General features: G+C 63.8%; 29 protein-coding genes and 1 riboswitch. Of the genes, 17 read left to right on the forward strand and 12 right to left on the reverse strand.

What is annotated here, in order from left to right; translation table 11 throughout:
* Positions 1 to 963: aminoglycoside phosphotransferase family protein (locus tag IH615_RS13285; protein WP_291362354.1), on the forward strand; the 963-nt coding region annotated here is incomplete at its 5' end.
* Between the two features lie 11 nt (positions 964 to 974).
* Positions 975 to 1,259: a putative quinol monooxygenase gene (locus IH615_RS13290; protein ID WP_291362355.1), complete on the forward strand. Its 285-nt coding sequence runs from the start codon at positions 975 to 977 to the stop codon at positions 1,257 to 1,259.
* A 58-nt stretch (positions 1,260 to 1,317) separates the two neighbouring features.
* On the opposite strand, the gene IH615_RS13295 is transcribed toward IH615_RS13290, so the two are convergent.
* Entirely contained in the window at positions 1,318 to 1,515 is a 198-nt protein-coding gene (locus IH615_RS13295) for a DUF2934 domain-containing protein (RefSeq protein ID WP_291362356.1), read from the reverse strand.
* Positions 1,516 to 1,596: 81 nt separating this feature from the next.
* Entirely contained in the window at positions 1,597 to 2,208 is a 612-nt protein-coding gene (locus IH615_RS13300; protein WP_291362357.1) for a LysE family translocator, read from the reverse strand.
* A gap of 133 nt (positions 2,209 to 2,341) precedes the next feature.
* Here IH615_RS13300 and IH615_RS13305 point away from each other — a divergent pair, with 133 nt between their 5' ends.
* From IH615_RS13305 to IH615_RS13320, 4 genes are all read left to right on the forward strand, one after another.
* Positions 2,342 to 3,406, forward strand: coding sequence for a putative zinc-binding peptidase (locus IH615_RS13305; protein WP_291362358.1), 1,065 nt, complete (start codon positions 2,342 to 2,344; stop codon positions 3,404 to 3,406).
* Positions 3,407 to 3,727: 321 nt separating this feature from the next.
* Positions 3,728 to 4,750: a PRC-barrel domain-containing protein gene (locus IH615_RS13310; RefSeq protein ID WP_291362359.1), complete on the forward strand. Its 1,023-nt coding sequence runs from the start codon at positions 3,728 to 3,730 to the stop codon at positions 4,748 to 4,750.
* Between the two features lie 100 nt (positions 4,751 to 4,850).
* Entirely contained in the window at positions 4,851 to 5,774 is a 924-nt protein-coding gene (locus IH615_RS13315) for a PRC-barrel domain-containing protein (RefSeq protein ID WP_291362360.1), read from the forward strand.
* Positions 5,775 to 5,905: 131 nt separating this feature from the next.
* Entirely contained in the window at positions 5,906 to 6,217 is a 312-nt protein-coding gene (locus tag IH615_RS13320) for a hypothetical protein (protein WP_291362361.1), read from the forward strand.
* A gap of 60 nt (positions 6,218 to 6,277) precedes the next feature.
* On the opposite strand, the gene fliJ is transcribed toward IH615_RS13320, so the two are convergent.
* Positions 6,278 to 6,691, reverse strand: coding sequence for a flagellar export protein FliJ (fliJ, locus tag IH615_RS13325; RefSeq protein ID WP_291362362.1), 414 nt, complete (start codon positions 6,689 to 6,691; stop codon positions 6,278 to 6,280).
* A gap of 52 nt (positions 6,692 to 6,743) precedes the next feature.
* The gene (fliI, locus tag IH615_RS13330) at positions 6,744 to 8,072 is read right to left on the reverse strand and encodes a flagellar protein export ATPase FliI (RefSeq protein ID WP_291362363.1); all 1,329 of its coding nucleotides are present in this window, start codon (positions 8,070 to 8,072) and stop codon (positions 6,744 to 6,746) included.
* Between the two features lie 424 nt (positions 8,073 to 8,496).
* Here fliI and ctrA point away from each other — a divergent pair, with 424 nt between their 5' ends.
* Positions 8,497 to 9,204, forward strand: coding sequence for a response regulator transcription factor CtrA (gene ctrA, locus IH615_RS13335; protein WP_291362364.1), 708 nt, complete (start codon positions 8,497 to 8,499; stop codon positions 9,202 to 9,204).
* A gap of 155 nt (positions 9,205 to 9,359) precedes the next feature.
* Positions 9,360 to 9,890: a DUF2867 domain-containing protein gene (locus IH615_RS13340; protein WP_291362365.1), complete on the forward strand. Its 531-nt coding sequence runs from the start codon at positions 9,360 to 9,362 to the stop codon at positions 9,888 to 9,890.
* Here the strand turns inward: IH615_RS13340 and IH615_RS13345 are convergent.
* A complete protein-coding gene (locus tag IH615_RS13345) occupies positions 9,887 to 10,468 on the reverse strand; it encodes a TetR/AcrR family transcriptional regulator (protein WP_291362366.1) in 582 nt (193 codons plus the stop codon). The two genes, IH615_RS13340 and IH615_RS13345, sit on opposite strands and share 4 nt — an antisense overlap.
* A gap of 81 nt (positions 10,469 to 10,549) precedes the next feature.
* On the opposite strand from IH615_RS13345, the gene IH615_RS13350 reads away from it, so the two are divergent.
* On the forward strand, positions 10,550 to 11,176 hold the full coding sequence (locus tag IH615_RS13350; protein WP_291362367.1) for a DUF2306 domain-containing protein: 627 nt from the start codon (positions 10,550 to 10,552) through the stop codon (positions 11,174 to 11,176).
* A 7-nt stretch (positions 11,177 to 11,183) separates the two neighbouring features.
* Here the strand turns inward: IH615_RS13350 and IH615_RS13355 are convergent, their stop codons facing one another.
* Entirely contained in the window at positions 11,184 to 11,810 is a 627-nt protein-coding gene (locus IH615_RS13355; protein WP_291362368.1) for a hypothetical protein, read from the reverse strand.
* A 175-nt stretch (positions 11,811 to 11,985) separates the two neighbouring features.
* On the opposite strand from IH615_RS13355, the gene IH615_RS13360 reads away from it, so the two are divergent.
* On the forward strand, positions 11,986 to 12,855 hold the full coding sequence (locus tag IH615_RS13360) for an alpha/beta hydrolase (protein WP_291362369.1): 870 nt from the start codon (positions 11,986 to 11,988) through the stop codon (positions 12,853 to 12,855).
* 69 nt (positions 12,856 to 12,924) lie between these two features.
* A complete protein-coding gene (locus tag IH615_RS13365) occupies positions 12,925 to 14,205 on the forward strand; it encodes an RNA polymerase sigma factor (protein WP_291362370.1) in 1,281 nt (426 codons plus the stop codon).
* Here IH615_RS13365 and IH615_RS13370 read toward each other — a convergent pair.
* The 3 genes from IH615_RS13370 to IH615_RS13380 form a co-directional block, all read right to left on the reverse strand.
* Positions 14,202 to 14,573, reverse strand: a complete 372-nt coding sequence (locus IH615_RS13370) for a response regulator (RefSeq protein WP_291362371.1) — start codon at positions 14,571 to 14,573, stop codon at positions 14,202 to 14,204. The two genes, IH615_RS13365 and IH615_RS13370, sit on opposite strands and share 4 nt — an antisense overlap.
* Before the next feature lie 95 nt (positions 14,574 to 14,668).
* Positions 14,669 to 15,358: a histidine phosphotransferase ChpT gene (gene chpT / locus IH615_RS13375; protein ID WP_291362372.1), complete on the reverse strand. Its 690-nt coding sequence runs from the start codon at positions 15,356 to 15,358 to the stop codon at positions 14,669 to 14,671.
* Between the two features lie 86 nt (positions 15,359 to 15,444).
* Positions 15,445 to 15,912: a YHS domain-containing (seleno)protein gene (locus tag IH615_RS13380; protein ID WP_291362373.1), complete on the reverse strand. Its 468-nt coding sequence runs from the start codon at positions 15,910 to 15,912 to the stop codon at positions 15,445 to 15,447.
* A gap of 140 nt (positions 15,913 to 16,052) precedes the next feature.
* On the opposite strand from IH615_RS13380, the gene IH615_RS13385 reads away from it, so the two are divergent.
* The 3 genes from IH615_RS13385 to IH615_RS13395 all read left to right on the forward strand — a co-directional run bounded on the left by IH615_RS13385 (position 16,053) and on the right by IH615_RS13395 (position 19,015).
* Positions 16,053 to 16,622, forward strand: coding sequence for a DUF1134 domain-containing protein (locus tag IH615_RS13385; protein ID WP_291362374.1), 570 nt, complete (start codon positions 16,053 to 16,055; stop codon positions 16,620 to 16,622).
* Between the two features lie 81 nt (positions 16,623 to 16,703).
* On the forward strand, positions 16,704 to 17,702 hold the full coding sequence (locus IH615_RS13390) for a bestrophin family ion channel (RefSeq protein ID WP_291362375.1): 999 nt from the start codon (positions 16,704 to 16,706) through the stop codon (positions 17,700 to 17,702).
* A 134-nt stretch (positions 17,703 to 17,836) separates the two neighbouring features.
* Complete coding sequence (locus IH615_RS13395; protein ID WP_291362376.1) at positions 17,837 to 19,015, forward strand: hypothetical protein; 1,179 nt, start codon at positions 17,837 to 17,839, stop codon at positions 19,013 to 19,015.
* Positions 19,016 to 19,166: 151 nt separating this feature from the next.
* On the opposite strand, the gene IH615_RS13400 is transcribed toward IH615_RS13395, so the two are convergent.
* Positions 19,167 to 19,508 carry a DUF6476 family protein gene (locus tag IH615_RS13400; protein ID WP_291362377.1) on the reverse strand — a complete coding sequence of 114 codons (342 nt, stop codon included), beginning with the start codon at positions 19,506 to 19,508 and terminating at the stop codon, positions 19,167 to 19,169.
* On the opposite strand from IH615_RS13400, the gene IH615_RS13405 reads away from it, so the two are divergent.
* On the forward strand, positions 19,507 to 20,535 hold the full coding sequence (locus IH615_RS13405) for an RluA family pseudouridine synthase (RefSeq protein ID WP_291362378.1): 1,029 nt from the start codon (positions 19,507 to 19,509) through the stop codon (positions 20,533 to 20,535). The genes IH615_RS13400 and IH615_RS13405 overlap by 2 nt on opposite strands.
* A gap of 196 nt (positions 20,536 to 20,731) precedes the next feature.
* Positions 20,732 to 21,601 carry an RNA polymerase sigma factor RpoH gene (gene rpoH / locus IH615_RS13410; protein ID WP_291362379.1) on the forward strand — a complete coding sequence of 290 codons (870 nt, stop codon included), beginning with the start codon at positions 20,732 to 20,734 and terminating at the stop codon, positions 21,599 to 21,601.
* A gap of 46 nt (positions 21,602 to 21,647) precedes the next feature.
* Here rpoH and IH615_RS13415 read toward each other — a convergent pair whose 3' ends face one another.
* Positions 21,648 to 22,157: a hypothetical protein gene (locus tag IH615_RS13415; RefSeq protein WP_291362380.1), complete on the reverse strand. Its 510-nt coding sequence runs from the start codon at positions 22,155 to 22,157 to the stop codon at positions 21,648 to 21,650.
* A 56-nt stretch (positions 22,158 to 22,213) separates the two neighbouring features.
* Complete coding sequence (locus IH615_RS13420) at positions 22,214 to 22,867, reverse strand: thiamine diphosphokinase (RefSeq protein WP_291362381.1); 654 nt, start codon at positions 22,865 to 22,867, stop codon at positions 22,214 to 22,216.
* 62 nt (positions 22,868 to 22,929) lie between these two features.
* A riboswitch (TPP riboswitch) is annotated at positions 22,930 to 23,027 on the forward strand.
* 71 nt (positions 23,028 to 23,098) lie between these two features.
* Between IH615_RS13420 and thiB the strand changes: the two genes are divergently transcribed.
* Positions 23,099 to 24,106 (forward strand): thiamine ABC transporter substrate binding subunit, encoded by a 1,008-nt coding sequence (gene thiB, locus IH615_RS13425; protein ID WP_291362382.1) that lies wholly within the window; start codon positions 23,099 to 23,101, stop codon positions 24,104 to 24,106.
* Positions 24,107 to 24,170 lie beyond the last annotated feature (64 nt).

Consider the following 24,170-nt stretch of genomic DNA (forward strand, 5'->3'; position numbering starts at 1 on the left):
CCTCAAGACCGTCGGCAGCGTCTGACCATGAGCGACAATGTCAGGTTCCCCCTCCCCGACATTGTCCGCCGCCGCGCCGAGACCGAAGGCGCGGACGGGCGAGCCTGGCTGGCAGGCCTCGACCAGACCCTCTCCGAACTCGAACACGAATGGGGCCTCACGATCGGCGAGGCGATGCCGGGCGGCAGCACGGCCTTTGTCGCCGAAGCCACCGATGCCGCCGGCGACACTTTCATCATCAAGCTCCCAACGCCGGCCAGCCAGCTCGGTCGGCAGGAGATCACCGTTCTCGCCCTCGCCCGCGGCAAGGGCTATGTGCGGCTGGTCCGCCAGGATGCCGCCCGCCACGCCATGCTACTCGAACGCCTGGGCGGCCGCCTCGATGAACACGACATGCCCTACAGCACCAAGATCGACGTCATGTGTGGCACCCTGCTCGATGCGTGGATGCCGGTTCCCCCCGGCTTCACCTGGATCACCGGGGCCGAAAAGGCCAATAGCCTGGCCGCGGCCATGCTGCGGCTCTGTCAGGCGCTGGGCCAGCCATGCTCCCAGGCCGTGCTCGACACCGCCTTGATGTATTGCCGGGACCGCGCTGCCGCCTGGCGGCCGGAAAATGCCGTACTGGCCCATGGCGACCCGCACCCTGCCAATATCCTGGAAGTGCCCGGGAGCGCCGGGCGACATTGGAAGTTCATCGATCCCGATGGCCTCGTCATCGAGCCCGCCTACGATCTGGGTGTCCTGCTGCGTGCCTGGCATGAAGGCGTCACCGGCCGCCACGCCCACGACATCGCCCGCAGCCATGCCCGCCACCTCACCTCGCGCACGCAGGTTCCGGCCGAAGCCATCTGGCAATGGGGCTATATCGAACGGGTCTCCACCGGCCTCCACCTGATGGAAATCGGCGAGACGGCAACGGGCCGGGAATACCTCACCGTCGCAGAAGCCCTGACCCTCTAAGGAGCCGCGAAATGTCCGACAAGGTCCGTCTCGATGGCTATCTGGAAGTACCGCCCGACCGCGCCGCCACGGTGACCCAGGCGCTGCCCGATCATATCGCCCTGACGCGCGCCGAACCCGGCTGCCTTGCCTTCGACGTCACCCCCAGCCCGAGCGAGCCGAACCGCTTTCTCGTCTCCGAGGTCTTTGCCGACCGGGTCGCTTTCGAAGCGCATCAGGCGCGGGCCAAGGCATCGGCCTGGGCCGAGGTCACCGCCGGCCTGCCCCGTCACTATACCATCCGGGTCGAGCCGTAGCGGCGACGCGGGCTGCCACGGCCGGCGAACCTGGACGAGCCGCTGGCGCGCCCGTCGATCAATGCGCGGGAAAACCGGCCGGCGGCGTCGGCTGGGTCACCTCAGCCTCTTCTTCGGACCGGTCCAGTTCCGTTTCCTCGCTCAGTTCGCGCTGCGCGCGCAGCCAGTAGTCGAGCGCCCGCCCCTCTGGCGAGCCATCACTTTCCCACAGCGCATAGGCGCGGGTGCGGATGTCGGTCTCATGTAGTGTGTGCATGGCGGTATCCTCCTCAACCGGTCATAACGGCGCCGGCCGGCATCGGGTTGCCGTCAGAGGCTCCCGGAATTTCAAGCCCGGCTATCGCTCCGTCAAAGCCAGCCTGGCCCCCAGCAGCACGAAGGCGCCGGCAAATGTGCGCCGCATCCAGACCATGATGGCCGGCCTGGAAATCACGTGCCCGCGAATGGCTGCAGCGAACAGTCCATAGGCCGCAAACACCACAAACGTCATCGCCATGAACACCCCGCTCAACTCCAGCATGCGCATCAGTGCATTGTGTGTTGCCGCAGGAACGAATTGCGGCAGGAAGGCGAAAAAGAAGATCGAGAGCTTCGGATTGAGGATGTTGATCAGCACCGATTCAACGATCACCTTGCCCGCCGATTTCGGCTCCCGGTCCGCCTCCACGCTCAGCGCGCCGGATTCCCTCAGGGTCGCCCAGGCCATGTAGAGCAGATAGGCAACGCCCAGATACTTGATGATCTCGAAGGCCAGCGCACTGGTATGCAGGATCGCGGCCAGCCCGGTAATGGCGGCCAGCATGTGCGGCACGATGCCGAGCGTACAGCCAAGTGCCGCCCAAAGGCTGGCCCTGTGGCCCCTGCTCAACCCAGCCGCAATGGTGTAAAGCGCACCAGTGCCGGGCGATACGACCACGATCAGCGTGGTGACGAGGAATTCGATGCTCATGCCTGGTCTCCATTGGGGCCGAAATGTCGACCATGCCCACGATTGACCTGCCATGCCAGCGCGCAACCTGCATAATCCCCACGGAACGCGCCCCTGCCCGGGCGCATTGATGCAGGCAATCCCGGGGCCTTCCATGAAACTGTTCGTCTGCGACCATTGCGGCAATACCGTCTATTTCGAGAATGCGCTGTGCGAGCGCTGTGGCCATCAGCTCGGCTATCTGCCCGAGAGCAACGCGCTGGTCTCGCTGGTCGAGGACGGCGGGCTGTGGTCGACACCGGCCTTCCCCGATGACGCCTATGTCTTCTGCGAAAACGCCCATCACGGCGCCTGCAACTGGCTGATCCGCGCCGAACCGGGCGGCGACATCTACTGCGCCGCCTGCCGCCACAATGACACCATCCCCGCCATCGCCGACCAGCGCAACCTGCTGCGCTGGCAGATCATCGAGCGCGCCAAGAAGCGCCTGATCTATTCCCTGCTGCGCATGGACCTGCCGCTTGAGACGCGCAACGAAAACCCCGCCCATGGCCTGTCCTTCCGCTTCCTGGCAGACCTCCCGGTCGCCGCCGGTCCGGTGCTGACCGGCCATGAGGGCGGCGTCATCACCATCGCGCTAGCCGAAGCCGACGACGCTGAGCGCGAGGCGCGACGCGCCAGCATGGGCGAGCCCTACCGCACCCTGCTCGGCCATTTTCGCCACGAGATCGGCCATCATTACTGGGATCTGCTGGTCGATCGCCAGCCGTCACAGGATCGCTTTCGCACTTTGTTCGGCGACGAGCGGGCCGACTACGGCGAGGCGCTGCGAGCTTACTATGCCAGCGGCGCCCCGGCGGGCTGGCCGCAGAACTATATCAGCGCCTATGCCACCGCCCATCCATGGGAGGATTTCGCCGAGACCTTCGCGCATTATCTCCACATCACCGACACCGTGGAAATGGCCTCGGCCTTCGGTGTGCGCGCCCGCCCCCGCACCGAAGATGTTGGCCTTGCCGTGCATGTCGATTTCGACCCCTATGTGCAGCGCGACGTGCAGACCATCATCGACAACTGGGTGCCGCTGGCCTCCATGCTCAACAATCTCAACCGCGCCATGGGCCACCCGGATGCCTACCCGTTCATCCTGACGCCCGCGGTGATCGAAAAACTGGGCTTCGTGCACGACCTGGTGCATGGGCGCCGCCTGCCCCATTAACCAGTTAGCGCGCTCTTAAGCCTGTCGCTCGACGAGCCATTCCCTGCCCCGGCATTTGCGCTATTGTCGGCGATGTCGGGCAGCTTGCGCGCCCATGGCAGCGCAGCACCCAGAACAAAAACCGCCAGGGAGGCGGAGAAGGCCGATCTCGTTTTCGAGGTCGGCCTTTTTCAATTCGTCATCGGTCAGCTCGACAAAAGCGTCGGAACATCTCGCGCAGTCGTCGCGTTGTCGAGGCATCATGGGCCGCACGGTGCTCCACCGGCAAAGTTTTGCACCGCACGGCCCGTTCACCTCAACGATGAACCTACGGAGCCTATAATGATCCGCACCCTTTTGGCCACCACCGCCCTTGCCGCACTGCTCGCGGGCGGCGCCATCGCCCAGGATGCCACGCCTGCCGCTGATCCGGCGGCCCCCGCAACCACTGAAGCTCCTGCCGATCCGGCAGCCCCTGCCGACGCAGCTGCGCCGGCCGCAACCGAGGCCACCCCGGTTGAATCGGGCGCCATGGAAGAAACCGATGTCAACGAGCCCTGGGACATGTCGGCCGGCTATGTCGCCGCTGATACCGACAATCTCGGCACCCGCCTGATCGGTCAGCCCGTCTATTCCAGCGCCGGCGACGACGCCGAGGAAATCGGCAATATCGACGATATCGTCTTCGACGAGAACGGTCAGATCAAGGCCGTGGTCATCGCCGTGGGCGGCTTCCTCGGCATCGGCGAAAAGGCCGTCGCCGTCGACTTCCAGCAGCTTGAATTCACCCTCGCTGCCGACAATACGGAACGCTGGGTGCTCCCTACCACGGCTGATGCGCTCACCGCAGCACCGGATTTCGTCTGGTCGGACGATGAGCCCGTCGATGCTGATGAGGTCGATGCCAACGCTGACGCCGTAGATGCCGAGACCGACGCAATGGCTCCAGCCGATCCGGCCGCCCCTGCTGCCCCGGCAGCGGATAACGCCATGGCCCCGGCCGCTGACGGCGCCGCGCCGATGGCCCGGGAAGGCTATGAGCCCCTTGAGGCCGAAGCCCTGACGGCCGAGAACCTCACCGACGCCACCGTGATTGGCCCCGATGGCGACGACATTGCCGAAGTCGAAGACCTGCTGCTGACCCAGGATGGCAAGATCGACGCCATGCTGGTCGACTTTGGTGGCTTCCTCGGCATTGGCCAGAAGCGGGTTGCCGTGGGCATGGAAAACCTTGAATTCGCTGCCAATGCCGATGGCGATCTGCTGGTCTATAGCGACTTCACTCGCGAGCAGCTCGAAGCTGCCCCCGAATATGACGAAGCCGCCTACGCGGCCGATCCTAGCCTCCGCGCCACCGACCTGTAGTCGTTGGCCGGCCGCTCCGGCAACCAACTGGTCCCTCGCGGATTATCCCCTGGATGGGCCGGCCCTCGGGCCGGCCCATCTGCGTCACAGGAGACCCCATATGCTGCGTTCGCTCGTCACTGCGCCGGCCATGACCTTGTTGCTGCTGCTCTCCCCCGCTTTCGGGCAGGCCGCTGCGCCGGCCACCGAGCTGGAACAGAGCGGGCTCACGCCACCCACCGTGCTCTCGCAAGGCTATGCGGCCAGCGGCCAGGACGTGCTGGTCACCCGCCTGCTGGGCGAAACCGTCTTTTCCTCGATCGAGGATTCCGCCGAGGAAATCGGCACCGTCAGTGACATGGTGGTAACATCAGGGCTCGGCATATCAGCGGTGGTCATCAGCGTGGGCGGTTTCCTCGGCGTCGGCGAAAAGGATGTGGCTGTTGATTTCGCCCAGCTCAAATGGGCCCAGCGCGAGCACGGCTCCCGCCGCTGGGTGCTTGCCACCACGGCCGACGCGCTTGCCGCGGCCCCCGCCTTCGCCTGGTCCGACAGCGAGGCCATGACGGGCGAGACCGCGCTGACCCCGCAAGAGGAAGAGGACCAGCTGGTCGACGGCGACCCCAACGACACCACCGATATCGACCCCGCTTTGACCACCGATCAGTCCGAGCGCCCCACCATCACCACCCCGCTTGACCGCTCCGGCTTTTCCGAATTCGACGAAGCCGGCCTCACGGCCGAGGACCTGCGCGGCATCGGCGTCTATGGCATTAATGACGAGCAGATCGGCACCATCGGGGATGTCATCGCCAACCCCGATGGCAGCTTCGACGCCGTTATCGTCGATGTCGGCGGCTTCCTGGGCCTGGGCGCCAAGCCCGTCGCGGTGGGCTACGACAACCTGGTCTTCTCCGCCGATACCTTCGGCAACCGCTACCTGTTTCTCAACACGACGCGCGAGCAGCTCGAAACCCAGCCCGCTTACGATCCGGCAACCTATGCCGACCAGCGCGAAACCCAGCGCATGTCGATCGCGCCCTGACCGCCGCCAGCGAGTCGCTGCCAACCCCTTGAAATCGGCAACAGAAATACCAGATCGATATTGCCCGGCGGCTGCCGGGTGAGAGCTGAAGCTTCTCCCTGTATCTATGTTGCTCAATTGAGGATGTAGCTATGAGGACTGACCTCGATCTCGTTACCAATCCCTTCGACATCGCCGAAATCACGCGTGCCGACTTCGTCGGTTACTACCACCCCCGCGAAATCGTCGCCGATCCGCTGCTGACCATCGCCCGCAAGCGGGCGCTGCTGGCGCGCTGGCTGTCGGACGCCAATGCCCTGCCCAACGCGCCGGCACTTCGGCGGTCGCCCGCAGGCGTAACCGCGACACTCGATGAAATCAGGCTGGCCCTGGACAAGCTCGACGAGATGGTCGAGGCCATCGTGCTGGCCGGTGGTGGACAGACCAGCGGCATAGCCGCCTAGCAATCGCGCCCGCGCCCCGGCTGCCGGGGCGCTTCCGCCCAGACACTCGCCATAAGTCAGTTACTGCCGCGAAAACCGCAGTCGGCCGATCTCGTCATATTCGCTTTGCTCGACCTTGAGCTGCTCGGCAGCCTCGCGCTGGTGCTCGCGCTGGTCCAGCAGTTCGACCTTCTTGAGGTCTTCGAGCGCCTCGGCCAGTCCATCCTGGGCCGCTTCGAGCTTGCCCCGCATGTCGCTGGCGGAGTTGAGCAGGTTGTCGCGCCGCGTCAGCGCGGCCTTGGCAAAGGTCGAATAGGCGAAATGGGCGACGTCGGAAATGCCGGTCTTGGTGTGCTCGATTTCGATCTGCTGGTCGAGTTCGGACGCCATGCGTTCGAAATCGGCAATCATCATTTCGATCTGCGCGACCTGACGGCGCTTCTCATCCACCTGGAACTTCTTGAGCCGAATGAGGCTCTCGCTGCGCGATTTCAAGACCTGTACTCCTTACACACCAAGTCAGTTCCGGGACAAATACACTGTCCCATCAGCCCGCCGCACCCGCCTCGTCGACGATCGCTTCGAGCATTTTGTAGCCCTCGGCGATGGTCGTCGTCTCTTCCCGCTGCTGCCCGAGAAACGCCTCGAGCGCGGGATTGATGGCGATCGCGCGGTCCACTTTCGGATCTGACCCTTTCCGGTAAGCCCCCAGCCGGATCAGTTCCTCCATGTCCGAATAGATGGACATGAGCTCTCGCGCCTTTTGCAGGACGGGCCGGACTTCGACCGGCACGCACCCTGGCATGGTGCGCGAGATGGACCGGAGCACGTTGACCGCCGGGTAGCGTCCCCGCTCGGCGATCCCGCGCTCCATTACGATGTGCCCATCCAGAATACCGCGCACGGCGTCCGCAATGGGCTCATTGTGATCATCACCTTCGACTAAAACGGTAAACAGTCCGGTAACAGAACCTGTCGTGGCTGTGCCTGGACCCGCGCGTTCGAGCAATCGTGGCAATTCGGTGAACACCGTCGGTGGATAACCCTTGGCCGTCGGAGGTTCCCCGATGGCCAGGCCAATCTCGCGTTGCGCCATGGCAAAGCGGGTCAGGCTGTCCATCATGCACAGCACCCGCAGGCCCTGGTCGCGGAAATATTCCGACAGCGCCAGGCTCATATAGGCCGCCTGCCGGCGCATCAGCGCCGCCTCGTCCGAGGTGGCGACCACCACCACCGCATGCGCCAGCCCCTCCTCGCCCAGATATTCCTGGATGAATTCGTGCACTTCGCGGCCGCGCTCGCCGATCAGCCCGATGATCGCCACATCCACATTGGCATTGCGCGCCAGCATGGACATGAGCACCGACTTGCCCACGCCTGAGCCGGCAAAGATGCCCATGCGCTGGCCCTCGCACAGCGTGGTGAACGTATTGAGGCACCGCACCCCCAGCTCCAGCGGATCGCCCACGCGCACCCGGTCATGCGCCAGCAGCGGGTTCTGCCGCAGCGGATAGGGCGTCGCCCCGCGCGGCAGCGGCCCCTTGCCGTCGATCGGCTCGCCATCGGCATTGATCACCCTGCCAAGCCAGCCCTGCGACGGAAAGGCCGCGCCATCATGGCGCTGGAACACTGCCTTGCAGCCCAGTCGAACCCCGCTCAGCTGCCCAAACGGCAGGCAGAGCGCGTGCCCATCCTTGAAGCCGATGATCTCCGCGCCCAGCCGCTCGCCATTGACGGTTTCGATCTGCACCCGGCCGCCTACCCGCAACTCGCGCACTGGGCCGACGATTTCGATCAGCAGCCCCTGCACGGATTTGACGCGGCCGAACACCTCGACATCGTCAATCGCATCGATCGCAGAGATCAGTGCCTTCATTTCGCGTTCAGCTTCCCTTCGTCGACATCATCAAACTATGGTTTCCCGGTCGCTCGAATCGTCTCAGGCCACGAATCACACAGTAACCGATCATTAAGCAAAACGCGCTATTTGAGGGTTTGGCCCCGTCCGTCCGCCACTTCGGACCGACCACCCGCCAACCCCCTGACATAGCCACAATTGCTTGAGTCGAAAGAGTCGGTTGAAACCTCTTCTTAAACCATTTTCTTAAGAAAATTCAATAAGATTAACCCTTAAATTTCAACGACTTAGACTTAATTTACCCTAACGTCGTTTGCGTATTGCCGAACCGAATTAAACTTTGTTAACTATTTGGGCTTAGGGTTCAGTCATATCCAGTAGGGTTGGCGTGGGCAGTCGAGGTCCCACGGTTCCAGCAGGAACGAATGGCAAGGGGAATATAATGCGGGTACTCCTTATTGAGGACGACAGCGCTACGGCGCAGAGCATCGAGCTGATGCTGAAGTCCGAAAGCTTCAACGTCTACACCACCGATCTCGGTGAAGAAGGCGTCGATCTTGGTAAGCTCTATGATTACGACATCATCCTTCTCGACCTGAACCTGCCCGACATGAGCGGCTACGAGGTGCTTCGCACCCTGCGCGTCGCCAAGGTTCAGACGCCGATCCTGATCCTGAGCGGTCTGGCCGGTATCGAGGACAAGGTTCGTGGTCTCGGCTTCGGCGCCGACGACTACATGACCAAGCCCTTCCACAAGGACGAACTCGTGGCCCGCATCCACGCCATCGTCCGCCGGTCCAAGGGTCACGCCCAGTCGGTCATCCAGACCGGCGATCTCACGGTTAACCTGGATACCAAGACCGTCGAAGTGCAGACCCAGCGGGTGCACCTCACCGGCAAGGAATACCAGATGCTCGAGCTGCTCTCCCTCCGCAAGGGGACCACGCTCACCAAGGAAATGTTCCTCAACCATCTCTATGGTGGCATGGACGAGCCCGAGCTCAAGATCATCGACGTGTTCATCTGCAAGCTCCGCAAGAAACTCAGCGTGGCCACCGGTGGCAAGAATTACATCGAGACCGTCTGGGGCCGCGGCTACGTGCTGCGCGAGCCCGATGCAGACGAAGTCTATAGCGAGAACGTCGCCTAGGCTCCCAGGCTCCGGCGTCAACAAAAGCCCCGCGCGATCACTCGCGCGGGGCTTTTGTTTGTGCCCTGTGGCGCCTCGCCGCTGCGACACCATTTCGTAGGCGCCGCCGATCGATCCGCCTCTATGCTGCCTTCATCGACTGACGGAGGATCGGCATGGCCCGCAACTATGACTATCCCGCAAAGGGTCTGCTGCGGCGGTACTACGCCAACGGCGACTTCCTCGACGGACAATCGGTGCCACTGCCCCACCCTGCCCCCGACGCCGCCACCCTCACCATCGCCACCTTCTTCAACATACCGCGCTGGGTTGTTGCCTTGCTGGCGCTGCGCGACAGGCTGGTCACCCCCCTCGGCCTCAAGACGGGCACCGAGCTTGATTTGCGGCCCCCGACGCGTGACGAGATCGTCTCGGCCACCTATCCCGGCATTTTCGCTGTCCACGCCGCCACCGACGACGAGGTCATCCTCGGCAGCGATGACAAGCACCTCGATTTCCGCATCTCCATCCTGCGCTCGCGGCAGGATGACCTGGTGGCCCTCAGCACTTGGGTGCGGCCACACAACCTGCTTGGCCGCACCTACCTGACGCTGGTCTACCCATTTCACCGCCTCATTGTGGCCCGCTGCCTCGCCAACGCCACCGGTCTCGGCATTACGAAACAGTCACCCGCCTCGACCTGCTAGCCCTGCGCAAGCGGCTTGAGATCGGGCAACAGCAGTTCGATCGGAACCGGTTCGCCCTGAGGTGTCTGGCCGCGCCGGAACAGCGACAGCGTGGCGTAGCCATGCACGGTCGACCACACCTTGAGTTCGTTGATACCGGGGCCGGCAGGATCCGGCTCGAACAGGGCGCACACGTCGACCAGAACGTTGTAGGCGCGTAGCGAGGCCGCCTGCAGGTCGCCATCGGGATGGTTCTTGTACTCGAAGCTGAAGTTCAGGCGGAACAGGGCCCGCTGCTCGCGCGAGAACCGCAGGTAGCCACGGCAGATGCCGAACAGTTGCTCGCGCGGCCCGGTTCCCTGGGCAAAACGATCTTCCAGCATGTAGTCGCGAAACCGGTCGAAACCATGGGCCGCGATGGCGACGAACAGCCCTTCCCGGTTGGCGAAATGATGCGCGGGCGCGGCATGTGAAACGCCGGCGCGGGCCGCCACCTTCCGCAGGCTCAGTCCCTCCAGTCCCTCCTGGTCGAGTATGTCGAGGCCGGCGAGCACCAACGCATTGCGCAGGTCGCCATGGTGATAGTCAGAACCGCTCATAGAAAATGCATATCAATCTTGACAGCGCAAAGATAGCGCTTCATCTTGCAGAAACTTTACACTGTCTAGATGGATACCATCATGCTGATGCAGCGAGCCTCGACCGGGCTTTTCTGGTTTCTCTCCATCGTCATCGCGGCACTGGCCTTCGTTGTCGTGACACTGGCAACCGCCATCGGCTTCGATCAGGCAGCACCACACTTGGTTCATTACCTGGACAGCGAGAAGCTCCCGCTCTACGCCCATATCGTTTTTGCTCCATTGGCGCTGCTGCTGGCACCCTTCCAGTTCTGGGCCGGCCTGCGCAACGGGCATCGTCGCATACACCGCGCCATCGGCTATGCTTACGCCGTGTCCATCGCCATCGCCGCCATCGGCTCGCTGCTGATGCTGCCGCGTTTCCAGGGCTCAACATGGGCCACAACGGGCTTTGCCCTGCTGGCCGTAATCTGGGTGGCAACCACCGCCCGGGCCTTCCTGCTGGCACGCGCGCGCCGGATCGCGGCGCACAGGGCCTGGATGATGCGCTCGGCAGCGCTGACCTTCGCAGCCGTCGTGCTGCGGCTGATGATGCTGCCGCTTATGGCGACAGGCATGCCGATGCTTAAGACCTATGACATCACCGCCTGGGCCAGCTGGCTACTGCCGTTGCTCGTCGTTGAATGGCTGCTGCGCCGGCCCGGACGGATGGTGCAGCAGCCGGTCTAGTTTCAGGTCAGTCGCCGGTTTCCTGCATCACCGCCACGGCATTGACCACGCCATCCTCATTGGCGCGGAAGGTCAGCTCCTGCCAGATCTCGAAAGGCGCGGTGGCGGCCGGGGTGAGGTTGACGCTGCGGAACCAGCCGTACTCGTCCGGCTGTCCGGTCAGGTAGTTGCCGATAATCACGTCGGTGGGCAGGCCAATGCCCATGATCCCCAGATCGGCATTCATGTCGGCCGGCCAGGTGCCGCACTTGGCCGAGGCAGGAGCCGCATCGCGCACATCGATGCCCACGCCCGTCACCGCGCCATCGCCCATCTCGCCATCCGAATAGAGCCAGAGCGTTTCCGCATTGCGGCTGAGGCAGGCCCAGCTGACGGCCTCGCCGGCCTCGCCCCAATGCTGCGCCTCGGCGCCGAGCCTGGCAGCCAGATCGGCAAGCTGGGTTTCCTCCAGCACAACGGATTCCGAACCAATGGTGACGCCATAGACCTGCTTGACTGTTCCCCACGGCTCGGGCGCAGCCGGACCGCTGCGCGACACCTGGTCGATCCAGGTATTGGCGATGGGCGACTCCTCGGCCAGAACAGGAACGGCCGAAGCCGCGAGCAGCAGGCAGGTAAAGGCAGTGCGACGCATTGGTGTTGTCCCCTTGTTTGGTGGCGCCGCTATAGCGACGCTAGGATGAACCCAATCTGACAGCAGCCGGGGACCAGTGCAGATTATTTTCGTTGGCCCGTCGAAGTGCCACGCAGCCACTCGTCGTTCAGGCAGAAGCGCGGTCGGGAGCCGCGCGCCAGCCAAGGAGACAAGAATGATCCGCCCTGCCATCACCATTGCCGCAGCCATCCTCATGAGCGCAGCCGCCTTTGCCCAGTCCGAGCCCGTGGGCCAGACGGTCGAGGTCAACGGCATGCAGATGTATTATGAAGTCAGCGGCGAGGGTGAGCCGCTGATCGTCCTGCATGGCGCCTACATGAACATCCCCACCATGGGTGAGATCATCCCCAGGCTGGCCGAGACCCACAAGGTCTACGCCCTTGAGTTTCAGGGCCACGGTCGCACCGAGGATATCGACCGGCCCATCACCTATCCCAATCTCGCCAGCGACGTCGCCACCTTCATGGACGAGGTCGGCATCGAGAACGCCGACATATTCGGCTATTCCATGGGCGCCGCCGCCGCCCTGCGTCTCGCCATCGACCACCCCGAAAAGGTTGATCAGTTGGTGACGGCCTCCGTGGGCTATGACGTCTCCGGCTGGCAGCCGGCATTCACCGCCTTCATCCCCCAGATGTCCCCCGAAATGTTCGTCGGCACCCCCATGGAAGACGAGTGGAAGAAGCTCGCGCCCAATCCCGACGGCTTCCGCGCCGTGGTCGAGAGGTTGATTGACCTCGAGCACGAGCCCATGGCCTGGGAGGCGGACGTCAAGGCGCTCCAGACCCCAGTGCTGATCATAGCCGGCGACGCCGATGTCTCCACCCTTGAGCACAACGTGGCCATGTTCCGCCTGCTGGGCGGCGGAGAAATGGGTGACATGGGCGCGCCGCTCTCCCCCTCTCGCCTGGCCATCCTGCCCGCGACGTCCCACACCGCCGTCATCAATCAGGTCGACCTGCTCCATGGCTTCATCGAGCCATTCCTGCAGGGCGAAACGCCCGCCGGCTTCATGGGCCAATAGGCCGTGCCGCAATGGGAGGCAGCGGCCTCCCATTTTCCTTCGCCACGAAGTGGTTGCGACTGGACACCGATGCTGGTTTCATCCGCCACCATGAGCGAATCCGAAACCCATCGCGCCATCACCAGCGTCTGGAAAATCGAGCAGGCCCGGCTCATCGCGGGGCTGACCCGCATGGTCCGCGACATCTCGCTGGCCGAGGAACTGGCGCAGGACGCGCTGGTCATTGCCCTCAGGAAGTGGCCGGAAACCGGTGTTCCCACCAATCCTGGCGCCTGGCTGATGCAGACCGCCAAACGACGCGCCATCGACTATTTCCGCCACCGCAAGATGGCCGCCACCAAGCTCGAAGAAGTCGGCCGCATCATCGAGGACGATGCACCCGACCACGAGGCCGACATCATCGAGAACCTCGACGACGATGTCGGCGACGACCTGCTGCGGCTGATTTTCACCTCCTGCCACCCGATTTTGCCAGCAGAATCAAGGGTCGCGCTGACGCTGCGCCTGCTGGGCGGCCTCACCACCGAAGAGATCGCCCGCGCCTTCCTCGCCGCCGAACCCACCATCGGCCAGCGGATCGTCCGCGCCAAGAAGGCCATCGCTGATGCCGGCATTCCCTTCGAAGTGCCTGTTGGCGCCGAGCGCGAGGAACGGCTGGGCTCGGTCCTGGGCGTGCTCTATCTCATCTTCAACGAAGGCTATTCGGCCACCTCGGGCGACGACCTGATCCGCCCCCAGCTGTGCGAGGAGGCCATGCGCCTGGGCCGTACGCTGGCCCGGCTGTCGCCCGATGACGCTGAAGTCCATGCCCTTGTAGCCCTGATGGAAATCCAGGCCTCTCGCACTGCCGCCCGCACCGACAGCCGGGGCGAGCCGGTGCTGCTGCTCGATCAGGATCGCTCGCGCTGGGATCAGTTGCTGATCCGCCGCGGCCTGGCGGCGCTCGACCGGGCCATCGCCCTGGGCGGCGAGAATGCGCCCTATGCGCTCCAGGCCGCCATCGCCGCCTGCCACGCCCGCGCCCGCAGGGGCGCCGATACCGACTGGGCCCGGATTGCCGCGCTCTACGCCACCCTGGCCCGGGTAACACCGTCGCCGGTGATCGAGCTCAACCGCGCCGTGGCGGTGTCCATGGCCGAGGGCCCGGCCGCCGCCCTGGTGCTGATCGATGCCATCAAGGACGATCCGACGCTCCGCAACTATCACCTGCTCTATGGCGTGCGGGGCGACCTGCTCGGCAAGCTAGGCCGGCATACCGAGGCAATGCTGGAATTCCGCCGTGCCGCGGAACTGACCCGCAACGAGCGTGAAAAGACCTATCTGCTTGGCAGGGCTGAAAAAATCGCCTAGGCGGCGAGCGATGAACCCAGGTCGAACTTGGCTTCGAGAATGGTGCGGTCGAAGGGCTTCATCATGTAGTCGCTGGCGCCGGCCTTGAGCGCCATGGCGATGGCGCCGATGTCATTCTCGACGGTGCAATAGACGATATGCGGCTTGTCGCCGCCGACATAGGCCCGCAGCAGCTTGAGGAATTCCAGCCCGCTCATGATGGGCATGTTCCAGTCGAGGAAAATGGCGTCCGGCATTTCCTGGCGGCATTTGTCGAAGGCGTCCTGCCCGTCTTCGGCTTCCTCGACGATATAGTCCATGTCCTCGAGGATGCGGCGCGCCACTTTGCGCACCACACTCGAGTCATCGACGATCAGGCAGGATTTCATTCCCGAGGGACTCCGCGGAGGCTAACGCTCGTTCGATTATGAGTAGCACATCCTAGGAATTGGTTAGCAGACTGCTGACGTTTGGCGTCACCTCATCACGCTGTCGGCTGTTCCAGCGCCGCGCCGGCCGGTTTGGGCGTGGCGGTGAGGTAGAACATGTCGTTCTCGATGCCGATATTGATCTCCATATCGGTCATGCGGGCCAGCAGGCCCGTATAGAACGGCTGGATGCCGCGGGCATCGACAAAGCCTTCTTCGGGCATGCCGGACAGCAGCCCCGCGGCGCCCGAGGGCACCAGCGTCTTCTGCCGCTTTTCCGGATCGCTCTTGGAGGTGAACTCGAACTTCTCGTTGCCAGCATCGCCGATGATCGATGCCGTCACCTGGCCGCCGCGCGGCACCGACATGGCGGCGATCAACAGCATGTTCATGAACAGCTTGGCCTTGTGCTTGGGCAGAAGGATCAGCGGCACGTTCCATTCGAGATCGGCCTTCTCGATCTCGAACAGGATGCGCGCCACGCGCTCGCATTCGCGCGTGTCGATATCGGTACCCGAGGTGGACGATGCCCCATAGGCGAGGCGCGCGAATTCGAGCTTGGCGCGGCTCTGCCGGGCGGCGCTGGCGATCAGGTCGCGCGCCCCCTCGGCCATATCGGTCTGGTTGGGATCAGCCAGCACTTCGAGCCCGTTGCCGATCGCCCCGATGGGGTTGATCAGGTCATGGCAGACCCTGGAGCACAGCATGGCCGCCAGATCGGTTGCCTTGAGCTCGATGATGTCCATCCGTGCAGTCTCCATAGAATCAGTTTCCCAGACATTAGAGGGTGATCGGCAATAGTGGACAGGCGAAATGCGCGCCCTGTGCCGACCTAGTTGATCGACAGGTCCTTGGACAGCACCGCCCAATTGGCCTCGGCCGCGATTGCCGCCGCATCGGGCGCCAGCAGGAAGGCCTCGCGATTGGCAGCCGAATAGAACAGGTAGAGGCGCTGCTTGAACACCACGTAGATCGAAGGATTGCTGTCCGCCACATAGCCACGGGCCATGCCCATGGCACCATGGCCGCCAAATTGCGGCGCATAGATTTCGGGCGAGCCCTTGAAGATGTCGCGATTGGCCGCGGTGACGAAATGCCAGGGCACGTTCTGCCAGATATACTCGAAATCCGCCCGCCCCTGCAGCGGCTCGGGCTCGGTGAAATAGCTGACCGGGTCCATGCCATAGATACCCACGCCCGTCAGCGGATTGGTGACGAAAAGCGTCACCACCGACTGCGCCCGAACCGGCAGAATGGCGAGCCAGGCCATGCCCAATAGCGGCAAAACAAAGGCAAGCATGGTTAAGATTTGTTTAGAGGTTTGCTTCATCATTGATCCAATGATCGGCATGCCGGCGACCAAAGTCCGCCTTACAAAACTACGGTTCAAGCCTTAACGACTCCGTAACCGCCCGCTTTGCCTTCGCCCGGGAGATTTCGATGTTCAAGCGTCTAGCCCTTTTTGTCGCCCTGGTGGCCGCCCTGGCCGCACCGGTGCCCGCCGCCTTCGCCCAGGGCTCGCTCAGCGACACCTATGCCGGCGAAGACCTGGTCGAAAGCGGCAAGGAATTCTTCGGCTCTGCCAGCCAGGGCCTCGCCTCGCTGGTCGAGCGCGCGGTCAGCCAGTTCGGCCTGCCCAATGGCTACATTCTCGGCGAGGATGCCGGCGGCGCCCTGTTTGCCGGCGCCCGCTATGGCGAAGGCGTTCTCTACACCCGCAATGCCGGCGAATATAACGTCTATTGGCAGGGCCCCTCGGTTGGCTTCGACATTGGCGGCGATGGCTCCAAGGTCATGATGCTGGTCTATAACCTCAACCAGATCCAGGACGTGCTTGGCCGCTTCGTCGGCGTCGATGGCTCGGCCTATATCGTGGGCGGCTTCGGCATGACCGTGATCAAGCGCTCCAACATCGTGATGGTGCCCATCCGCTCCGGCGTCGGCGCGCGCCTCGGCATCAATATCGGCTACCTCAAATTCACCAACGAGCCGACCTGGAATCCCTTCTGACGGCCACGTCCGGCCGCTGGCCATCGGCCCTGCGGGTCGGTAACGTCAGGCGCATGTCAAATAGCATTGGCAGGACGCGAGATGCATGTAGGACGGTCATATCGGCTGATCGATTTTGCGCTCTGGTCACGGCGCAGTGTGATCTACATGATCGTGGTCAGCCTCCTGGCGATCGGGGTCTATCATATTCCCGGAATAGCCGGATTCAGCGTGCCATGGCCGGTGGTCATCATGCTGGGCACCACCGTGTCGCTGATCGCGGGCTTCAAGAATGCCCAGGTTCTCGCCCGTAGCGGGGAAGCCCTTCAGCTCTTTGCGCAGATTTCGGCCATCAGCCGAGTATGGGCGAGCCTCTGCCGGGACTTCGCTGACCCCGATACCGCGCGCGCCCTCATTCACCGGCATCTGGCCTGGCTCACCGCATTGCGCTTTTCGTTGCGCCGCCCCATGCCCTGGGAAACGATGGCGCGGCCGAGCAATGCCGAGTTTCGCAAGCGCTACCATATCGCGGAGGACGAGAGCTCCCTGCAGACGGAGATCAGACCCTTGCTGACGGCCGAGGCCGAGATGGTCCTTGAGGCGCGCCATCCCGCCCCGCAGGTGCTCGATCTGCAGACCCGCCACCTCAACCAGTTGTTCAAGGAAAGCGCCCTCCCTCCGCAGATTTACGGCGAGCTGATGAAGTCGATGCGCGAAATGCATGACCTGCAGAGCCGAGCCGACCGGATCAAGAACAATCCCTACCCCCGCCAGTACGCCATCGTCGGCACGATGTTCGTCGCCATATTCTGCACGATACTGCCGTTTGGCGCGGTGCCCATCTTTGCCGATCTCGGCAAGGCCGGCGCCGTGCTTGGTGCGGCTACGATCTGGCTGGCGATTCCGTTCAGCACACTGCTGGGATGGATGTACCTGTCGCTCGACCAAGTCGGCGAAAGTACGTCCAATCCTTTCGAGGGGAATGCCAACGACGTCCCCATCAGCCAGATTTGTCGCGACATCGAAATCGAGCTGCGCGGAATGCTTGGAGAGCCGAACCTGCCAACGCCGCTGCCCGCTACCAACGGTTTTGCGACCTAGAATGCCAGCTTGGCCGTGACGCCGAGCCCCAAACCCGTTAGGGTTAACCGCTGGCAAACATGGCGGCCGCCTGCCATTGCTGCCAGATAGGGATTGCCCGTATTGCAGGCCGGTGCGGCTGCGGAGTTTGGCCGATGGTCATCGAGAACATCATGTATTTCGCGCTGGGCCTGCTGGTTGCGGGCCTGGTGGCGCTGATCATCCTGCCGGCAGTGTGGAAGCGGGCGGTGCGCCTCACCAAGCGCCGCATCGAGGCCGCTACGCCCATCACCATGGCCGAATTCCGCGCCGACAAGGATCAGCTGCGCGCCGAATTCGCGCTCTCCACCCGCCGGCTCGAAATGAATGTCGAGACCCTGCGCAAGCGGCTCGCCGAACAGCTGGGCGACGTCAACCAGAAGCGCAGCGACCTGGGCCTGCTCAAGGCCGAGCGCGACCAGCATCTGGCCGTGGTCCGGGAACTCGAAGCCCGTGAAGCCGAACTGCGCGCCCGCGTCGCGGAACTCGAGCGCGAGGGCACCGACCTCGCCCAGCGCCTGCGCATGCGCGACCGCGAGCTCGATACGCGCAGCGAGGAAGTCGCAAAGCTGCGCGACACGCTGCGGGGTGGCCTGCCCCGTGGCACCGACGCCGACGGCAAGCCGCTGACCGGCGACTATGACGAGGACATCGATCGCCTGACCACCACCCTCGCCATCGAGCGCAAGCGCGCCAGCTTCCTCGAAGACCAGGCCCGCAGCCTTTTGGCCCGGCTCGAGACCTCCGACCGCCGCAGCGTCGAGGCGACAGCAGCCATCGCCCAGATGCGCGCGGCGCTGACCACCAGGGACGACAAGAAGGACGCCCAGGCCGATAGCCTGGTGGTTGCCGAGGCCCGCATCGCCAGCGCCGAGAACCGCCTCAACGCCCTGCTGGCCGAAACCAGCCAGGTGGTGGAGCAATCCGAAGGTCGCGCCGAGCTGCTGCTGGCCGACAAGCTCAACCTCGAAGCCGAGTTGGAGACGCTGCGCAAGAAGGTGAGCAACGTCGAATCCACCATCCTGGCGGACTGGGATACCGAGCGGATCGAGGAAGCCTATCTGCGCGAAAAACTCAACGACATTGCCGCCAGCGTCAGCCGGCTGGTCTATGCGGTGGATACCGAGACAGCAGTGCCCAGCGCCAGCGAGGAAAGCCTGTTCGACCGCGTCCAGCGTTTCGCCGACGACGGCGAGGGCAGCGACACGCTGCCGGCCAAGCCCGCCAAGGGCGACCGCAAGCGCGGCTCGGTGACCGACCGCATGGCGGCGCTCAAGGAAATCCAGGGGCGGTAGCGGAGCGGCGCTTCGCGTGCCCCACCACCAGCCGTCACCCTCGGGCTTGACCCGAGGGCACTGTACTTAACAGTGCGCCCCGCAAAGTGAAGTCCCCTCGGGTCAAGCCCGAGGGTGACGATCGAGCTCTGGGAGGGAGAGGTGGACTCCACTACTCCCCGATCACCACGCTCCGCGTCAATTCCCCCGTCGCCTGGTCGAACAGCGCCAGCGTCGTGACCCCGTCCGCCGTATAGGTCACATTGATCGCGCCTTCGCTGACCACGGCCGAAACCACCTCGACGCCATTGGGCAATACCACGCGTTCCGCTACCGCCGGTGGCGGCGCATCGCGCATCACGCGATAGACAAGGGCGATGCCAATCGCCATAAAGCCCAGCAACAGGATGCCGATCGAAATACCGAACGAGCGGCGCGCCTTCCCCAGCATGGCAATGGCTTCCGGCGTCAGCGGCGCATCGGCCTTTTGTCCAGTCTCGTTAGGATCGCTCATGGTCGAAAATACCGCACTAGAGTTCGAGGGCGAGGAAGTCGAAGTCGTCGTCGATGCCGGCATGGCCGGCGAACGGCTCGATGGCGCCCTGGCCAAGGCCCATACCGTGCTAAGCCGGAGCCGCATCAAGGACCTGATCCTGTCCGGCGCCGTCAGCATCGACGGCACGACCGTCAGCGAGCCCAAATACCGGCTAAAGGCGGGCGAGACAATCGTTCTTCTTGCCCCACCCCCCGAGGATGCCGAACCCCATCCCGAGGATATCCCGCTCGACATCCTCTACGAGGACGATCAGCTCATCGTCGTCAACAAGCCGGTCGGCATGGTGGTCCATCCCGCCCCCGGCTCGCCCGATGGCACGCTGGTCAATGCGCTGCTGTTCCATTGCGGCGATAGCCTGGTCGGCATTGGTGGCGTCAAGCGCCCCGGCATCGTGCACCGGCTCGATCGCGACACATCAGGCGTCATGGTCGCCGCCAAGACCGAGAAGGCGCACAAGCACCTCAGCGAGCAATTCGCCGATCATGGCCGCACCGGGCCGCTGCACCGGGCCTATATCGCCTTCGTCTGGGGCTCCACCGAAACCGCCAAGGGCACGATCAACGCGCCCCTCGGCCGCGACCAGAACAATCGCCTCAAGCAGGCGGTGCGCAAGGATGGACGCGAGGCCATCACCCACTATTTCGTCGAGGCCCGCTTCGGCGATGTCGGCTGGGACATCACACGGGTGCAGTGCCATCTCGAAACCGGCCGCACCCACCAGATCCGCGTGCATATGGCCCATATCGGCCATCCCCTGGTCGCCGACACGGTCTATGCCGCCGGCTACGCCACCAAGATCAACAAGCTGCCGCCCGACGTGGCCGGTCCGATCCAGACCCTCGGCCGCCAGGCACTGCACGCTGCGGAACTGGGCTTCGAGCATCCGGTAACCAAGGAGGAGATGTTCTTCGAAGCCCCGCTGCCGCCCGATCTGCAGGCGCTGGAGGATGCGCTGGAGAACTACGACAAGGCATTTGCGCGGTAGCTCTTCTCACCTCTCCCTTTGGGTGAGGTAAGAGGGAACCTTCCTCAACATTGCGCATTTGTAATCTCTTGGCGCTCTTACAATCGCCCAATTGCGTCCTATATAGTTCATCGTTGTTTGCCGATGGGCCGGTTACGGCCATCGCCAGATACGCTTCCGCCCGTGCCATACGGGGGAACCAGAAAGGGGTGCGTCCATGGCCCAGACCAATCTTCCAGTCCTCTCCGCCGAAGGGGGCTTGAGCCGCTATCTTCAGGAAATCCGCAAGTTCCCCATGCTGGAACCGGATGAAGAATACATGCTGGCCAAGCGCTACAAGGAACATCAGGACCCCGGTGCGGCCCAGAAACTCATAACCAGCCATCTCCGCCTCGTGGCCAAGATCGCCATGGGCTACCGCGGCTATGGCCTGCCCATTTCCGAAGTCATTTCGGAAGGCAATGTCGGCCTCATGCATGCGGTCAAACGTTTCGAGCCCGAAAAGGGCTTCCGCCTGGCCACCTATGCCATGTGGTGGATCCGCGCGGCCATCCAGGAATATGTGCTGCGCAGCTGGAGCCTGGTCAAGATCGGCACCACCGCCGCCCAGAAGCGCCTGTTCTTCAACCTGCGCAAGGTGAAGGGCCAGATTGCCGCCCTGGACGACGGCTCGCTCCATCCTGACCAGATCAAGCAGATTGCCACCACCCTCAAGGTGACCGAGGATGACGTGGTATCCATGAATGCGCGCCTCTCGGGCGACGCCTCGCTCAATTCGCCGATGCGTGCCGACGAAGGTTCGTCCGAATGGCAGGATTGGCTGGTCGACGATACCCCAAGTGCTGAAACCAGCCTGGGCGAAAGCCAGGAATTCTCGGAGCGGATGGGTCTGCTGACCAGCGCCATGGACGTGCTCAACGAGCGCGAGCGCGCCATCTTCCAGGCCCGCCGCCTGCAGGACAATCCCGCGACGCTCGAAGAGCTGGCCCAGCAATATGACGTCAGCCGCGAGCGCATCCGGCAGATCGAGGTCCGCGCCTTCGAAAAGGTGCAGGACGCGGTCAAGGAAGCCGCCGCGGCGCACTGAGCGCCCCCGACACAGTTGGAAAGGGCCACCTTCGGGTGGCCCTTTGTCATTTCGTGATGGTCTGCTTGTCGCGCTCGCGCGTTTCGGTGAGCAGGCGGGTCGTTACATTCTGGCAATGGGCACAGGTCGAGGTCACGGTGACCTCATAGGTGTCCTCGATCCATTTGGTCATCACCTTGCCCGGCTTTGCAGGCGCGGCGCTGAGCTTGGCTTTCGTCTTGTCGACGGCTTCCGCTGGCACGGCCTCTTCGACCTTGCTCCTAGGTTCGCTTGACACCAGCCGCTCGCTGCGTCCGCTCTCCCTGACGCTGAACGGCGTGCCGCATTTCTCGCATTGCGCCTGCTTCGACCCTGAGCCGAAAATGCCGCGATAGCTGGCGAACCCGACACCACCAGCGGCGATGACCGCGATGGCCGCGCGCGGCAGCATGTCAAGGCTCCCCGCAAGCCAGTAGCCCAATCCACCCACGACCAGGCCGGCAATGCTGCCCCAGATCAATCCGCTCTTGTGAATACTGGCGCGCAGCGCCGCCTGCTCAACCGACAGATCGCTCATGTCCATGTCCCCCAACACTGGGGCGCAATCTTACCGTAGCCACGAGGCCGGGCAAGTCATGTATGTGCGGCCATCAAGTCCCACAGCCGCTCCTTGCCCAGGATGAGCAGCCAGGGCGTTGCATCAGCAGGCACGATCTCCACAGCGCCACCAGTGCCCTCGTTCGACGTGCCGATCAGCCCGCCCGGCTCCAGCAACAGCCCATCCATCGGATAATACAGCCCCGTCGAATGCAAAAACCGGATCGGCAGCAGGGGATGGATCGACACGCGCTCCCTAGGCCCCGCCTCGAAGCGGATCGGGCCCACGACCGCCAGCGCCACGTCGACCTCGTCAACCAACAGCAGACGGCGCGTCGGGGCATATTGCAGCACCGCGCTGAGCGCCGCCAGGGTGTGGTCGAGCCTCTTGCCCGTCATGCCCAAGGCCAGCGTCACCGGGGCGCTGGTGGAATAGAGCGCCTTCTGGAAATCGGTGGTGATCTGCTCGGGAATGTGGATGACGCGGGTGCGCTCTTCCCACACGGTCCTGTCGGCCAGCGAATCGAGGTCGCCGATGATAGCCGCCGGCATCAGGCCGGCGTCGCCGATGGCGTCGGCGCCGCCATCGGCGCCCACCAGCGCCACACCGCGATCCGCCAATTCGCGCAACAGCGCCGGGTCCACCGCCCCGCCGCCCACAATGGCCATGGGCCCTTCGAATACGACCATTGGCGCATCCGCCGCGGGCACGGAAGTGTCTTGCACTGTCACAAAGCTCTCATTAAGTGTGGGGCGTCTCGCTGGGGTGTTCCGGAAGTTCCGGAGCTGAGAATTACCCATTGAACCTGAACCAGGTCATGCTGGCGGAGGAAGTTCGAGATGGCAAGGGCGTCTCGGCGTCCTCTCCATTGACGCTATCCCTTCACTCATGGCCGTGACACCAAACGAAGGGAATGACCCATGGTCAAATTCACCCGTCTGGCGCTTGCGGTCCTATCCGGACTGTTCGTCGCGCCCGCTTTCGCCGAAGAAGTGCCAATCCTGCGCATCTACACCTATGACGGCTTTGCCGCCGAGTGGGGCCCAGGGCCCGGCCTCAAGGCCGGCTTCGAGGCGATCTGCGGCGGCTGCTTTGTCGAATTCATCGCCGCCGACAGCTCCATCGGCACCCTGCGCCGCGTGCAGCTCGAAGGCGACACCACCGAGGCCGACCTTATCGTCGGGCTCGATACCGCCATCGCCGGCGAGGCCCGCGCCACCGGCCTCTTTGCCGATCATGAGCTTGATCTCTCCGGCCTCAGCCTGCCCGGCGAGTGGACCGACACGCAGTTCGTGCCCTTCGATTATGCCCACTTCGCCTTCGTCTACGATACCGACACCGTGCCCAATCCGCCCAAGTCGTTCGAGGAACTGATCGCCCTGCCCGACGACTTCAAGATCGTGGTGCAGGACCCCCGTTCCGCCACACCGGGCCTCGGCCTCGTGCTGTGGATCGCCGCCGCCTATGGTGACCGCGCCCCGGAAATCTGGGCCGGCCTCAAGCCGCATATCCTCACCGTCACGCGCGAGTGGAGCGAAAGCTACAACCTCTTCCTCGAGGGCGAAGCCGATATGGCGCTGAGCTATTCAACCTCGCCCGCCTACCACATCATTTCCGAGGGCGACGACACCATCAAGGCCGCCCTGTTCGAGGAAGGCCACCTGGCCCAGACCGAAGTGGCCGGCGTCCTGAAATCCTCGCATGCTCCGGCCTTGGCACAGAAGTTCCTCGCCTATCTGACGTCGCCCGAGGGCCAGAAGCAGATCCCATCGACCAACTGGATGTTCCCGGTCATCGACCTGGGGGCCGACCTCGATCCGACCTTCGCCACGCTGCCGCAGCCGGAAAAGACGCTTGTGCTGAGCGACGACGACATCGCCGCCAACGGCCAGCGCTGGGTGGATGAGATGCTGGCGGCCGTGCAGTAGGGACACAAGGGAGATCGCGGCTGTGAGCGGCAGGTTGAGCACCGCGTCACCTCTCCCTTTGGGG

The sequence above is a fragment of the Devosia sp. genome, from assembly GCF_014860165.1.
Lineage (GTDB): Bacteria > Pseudomonadota > Alphaproteobacteria > Rhizobiales > Devosiaceae > Devosia.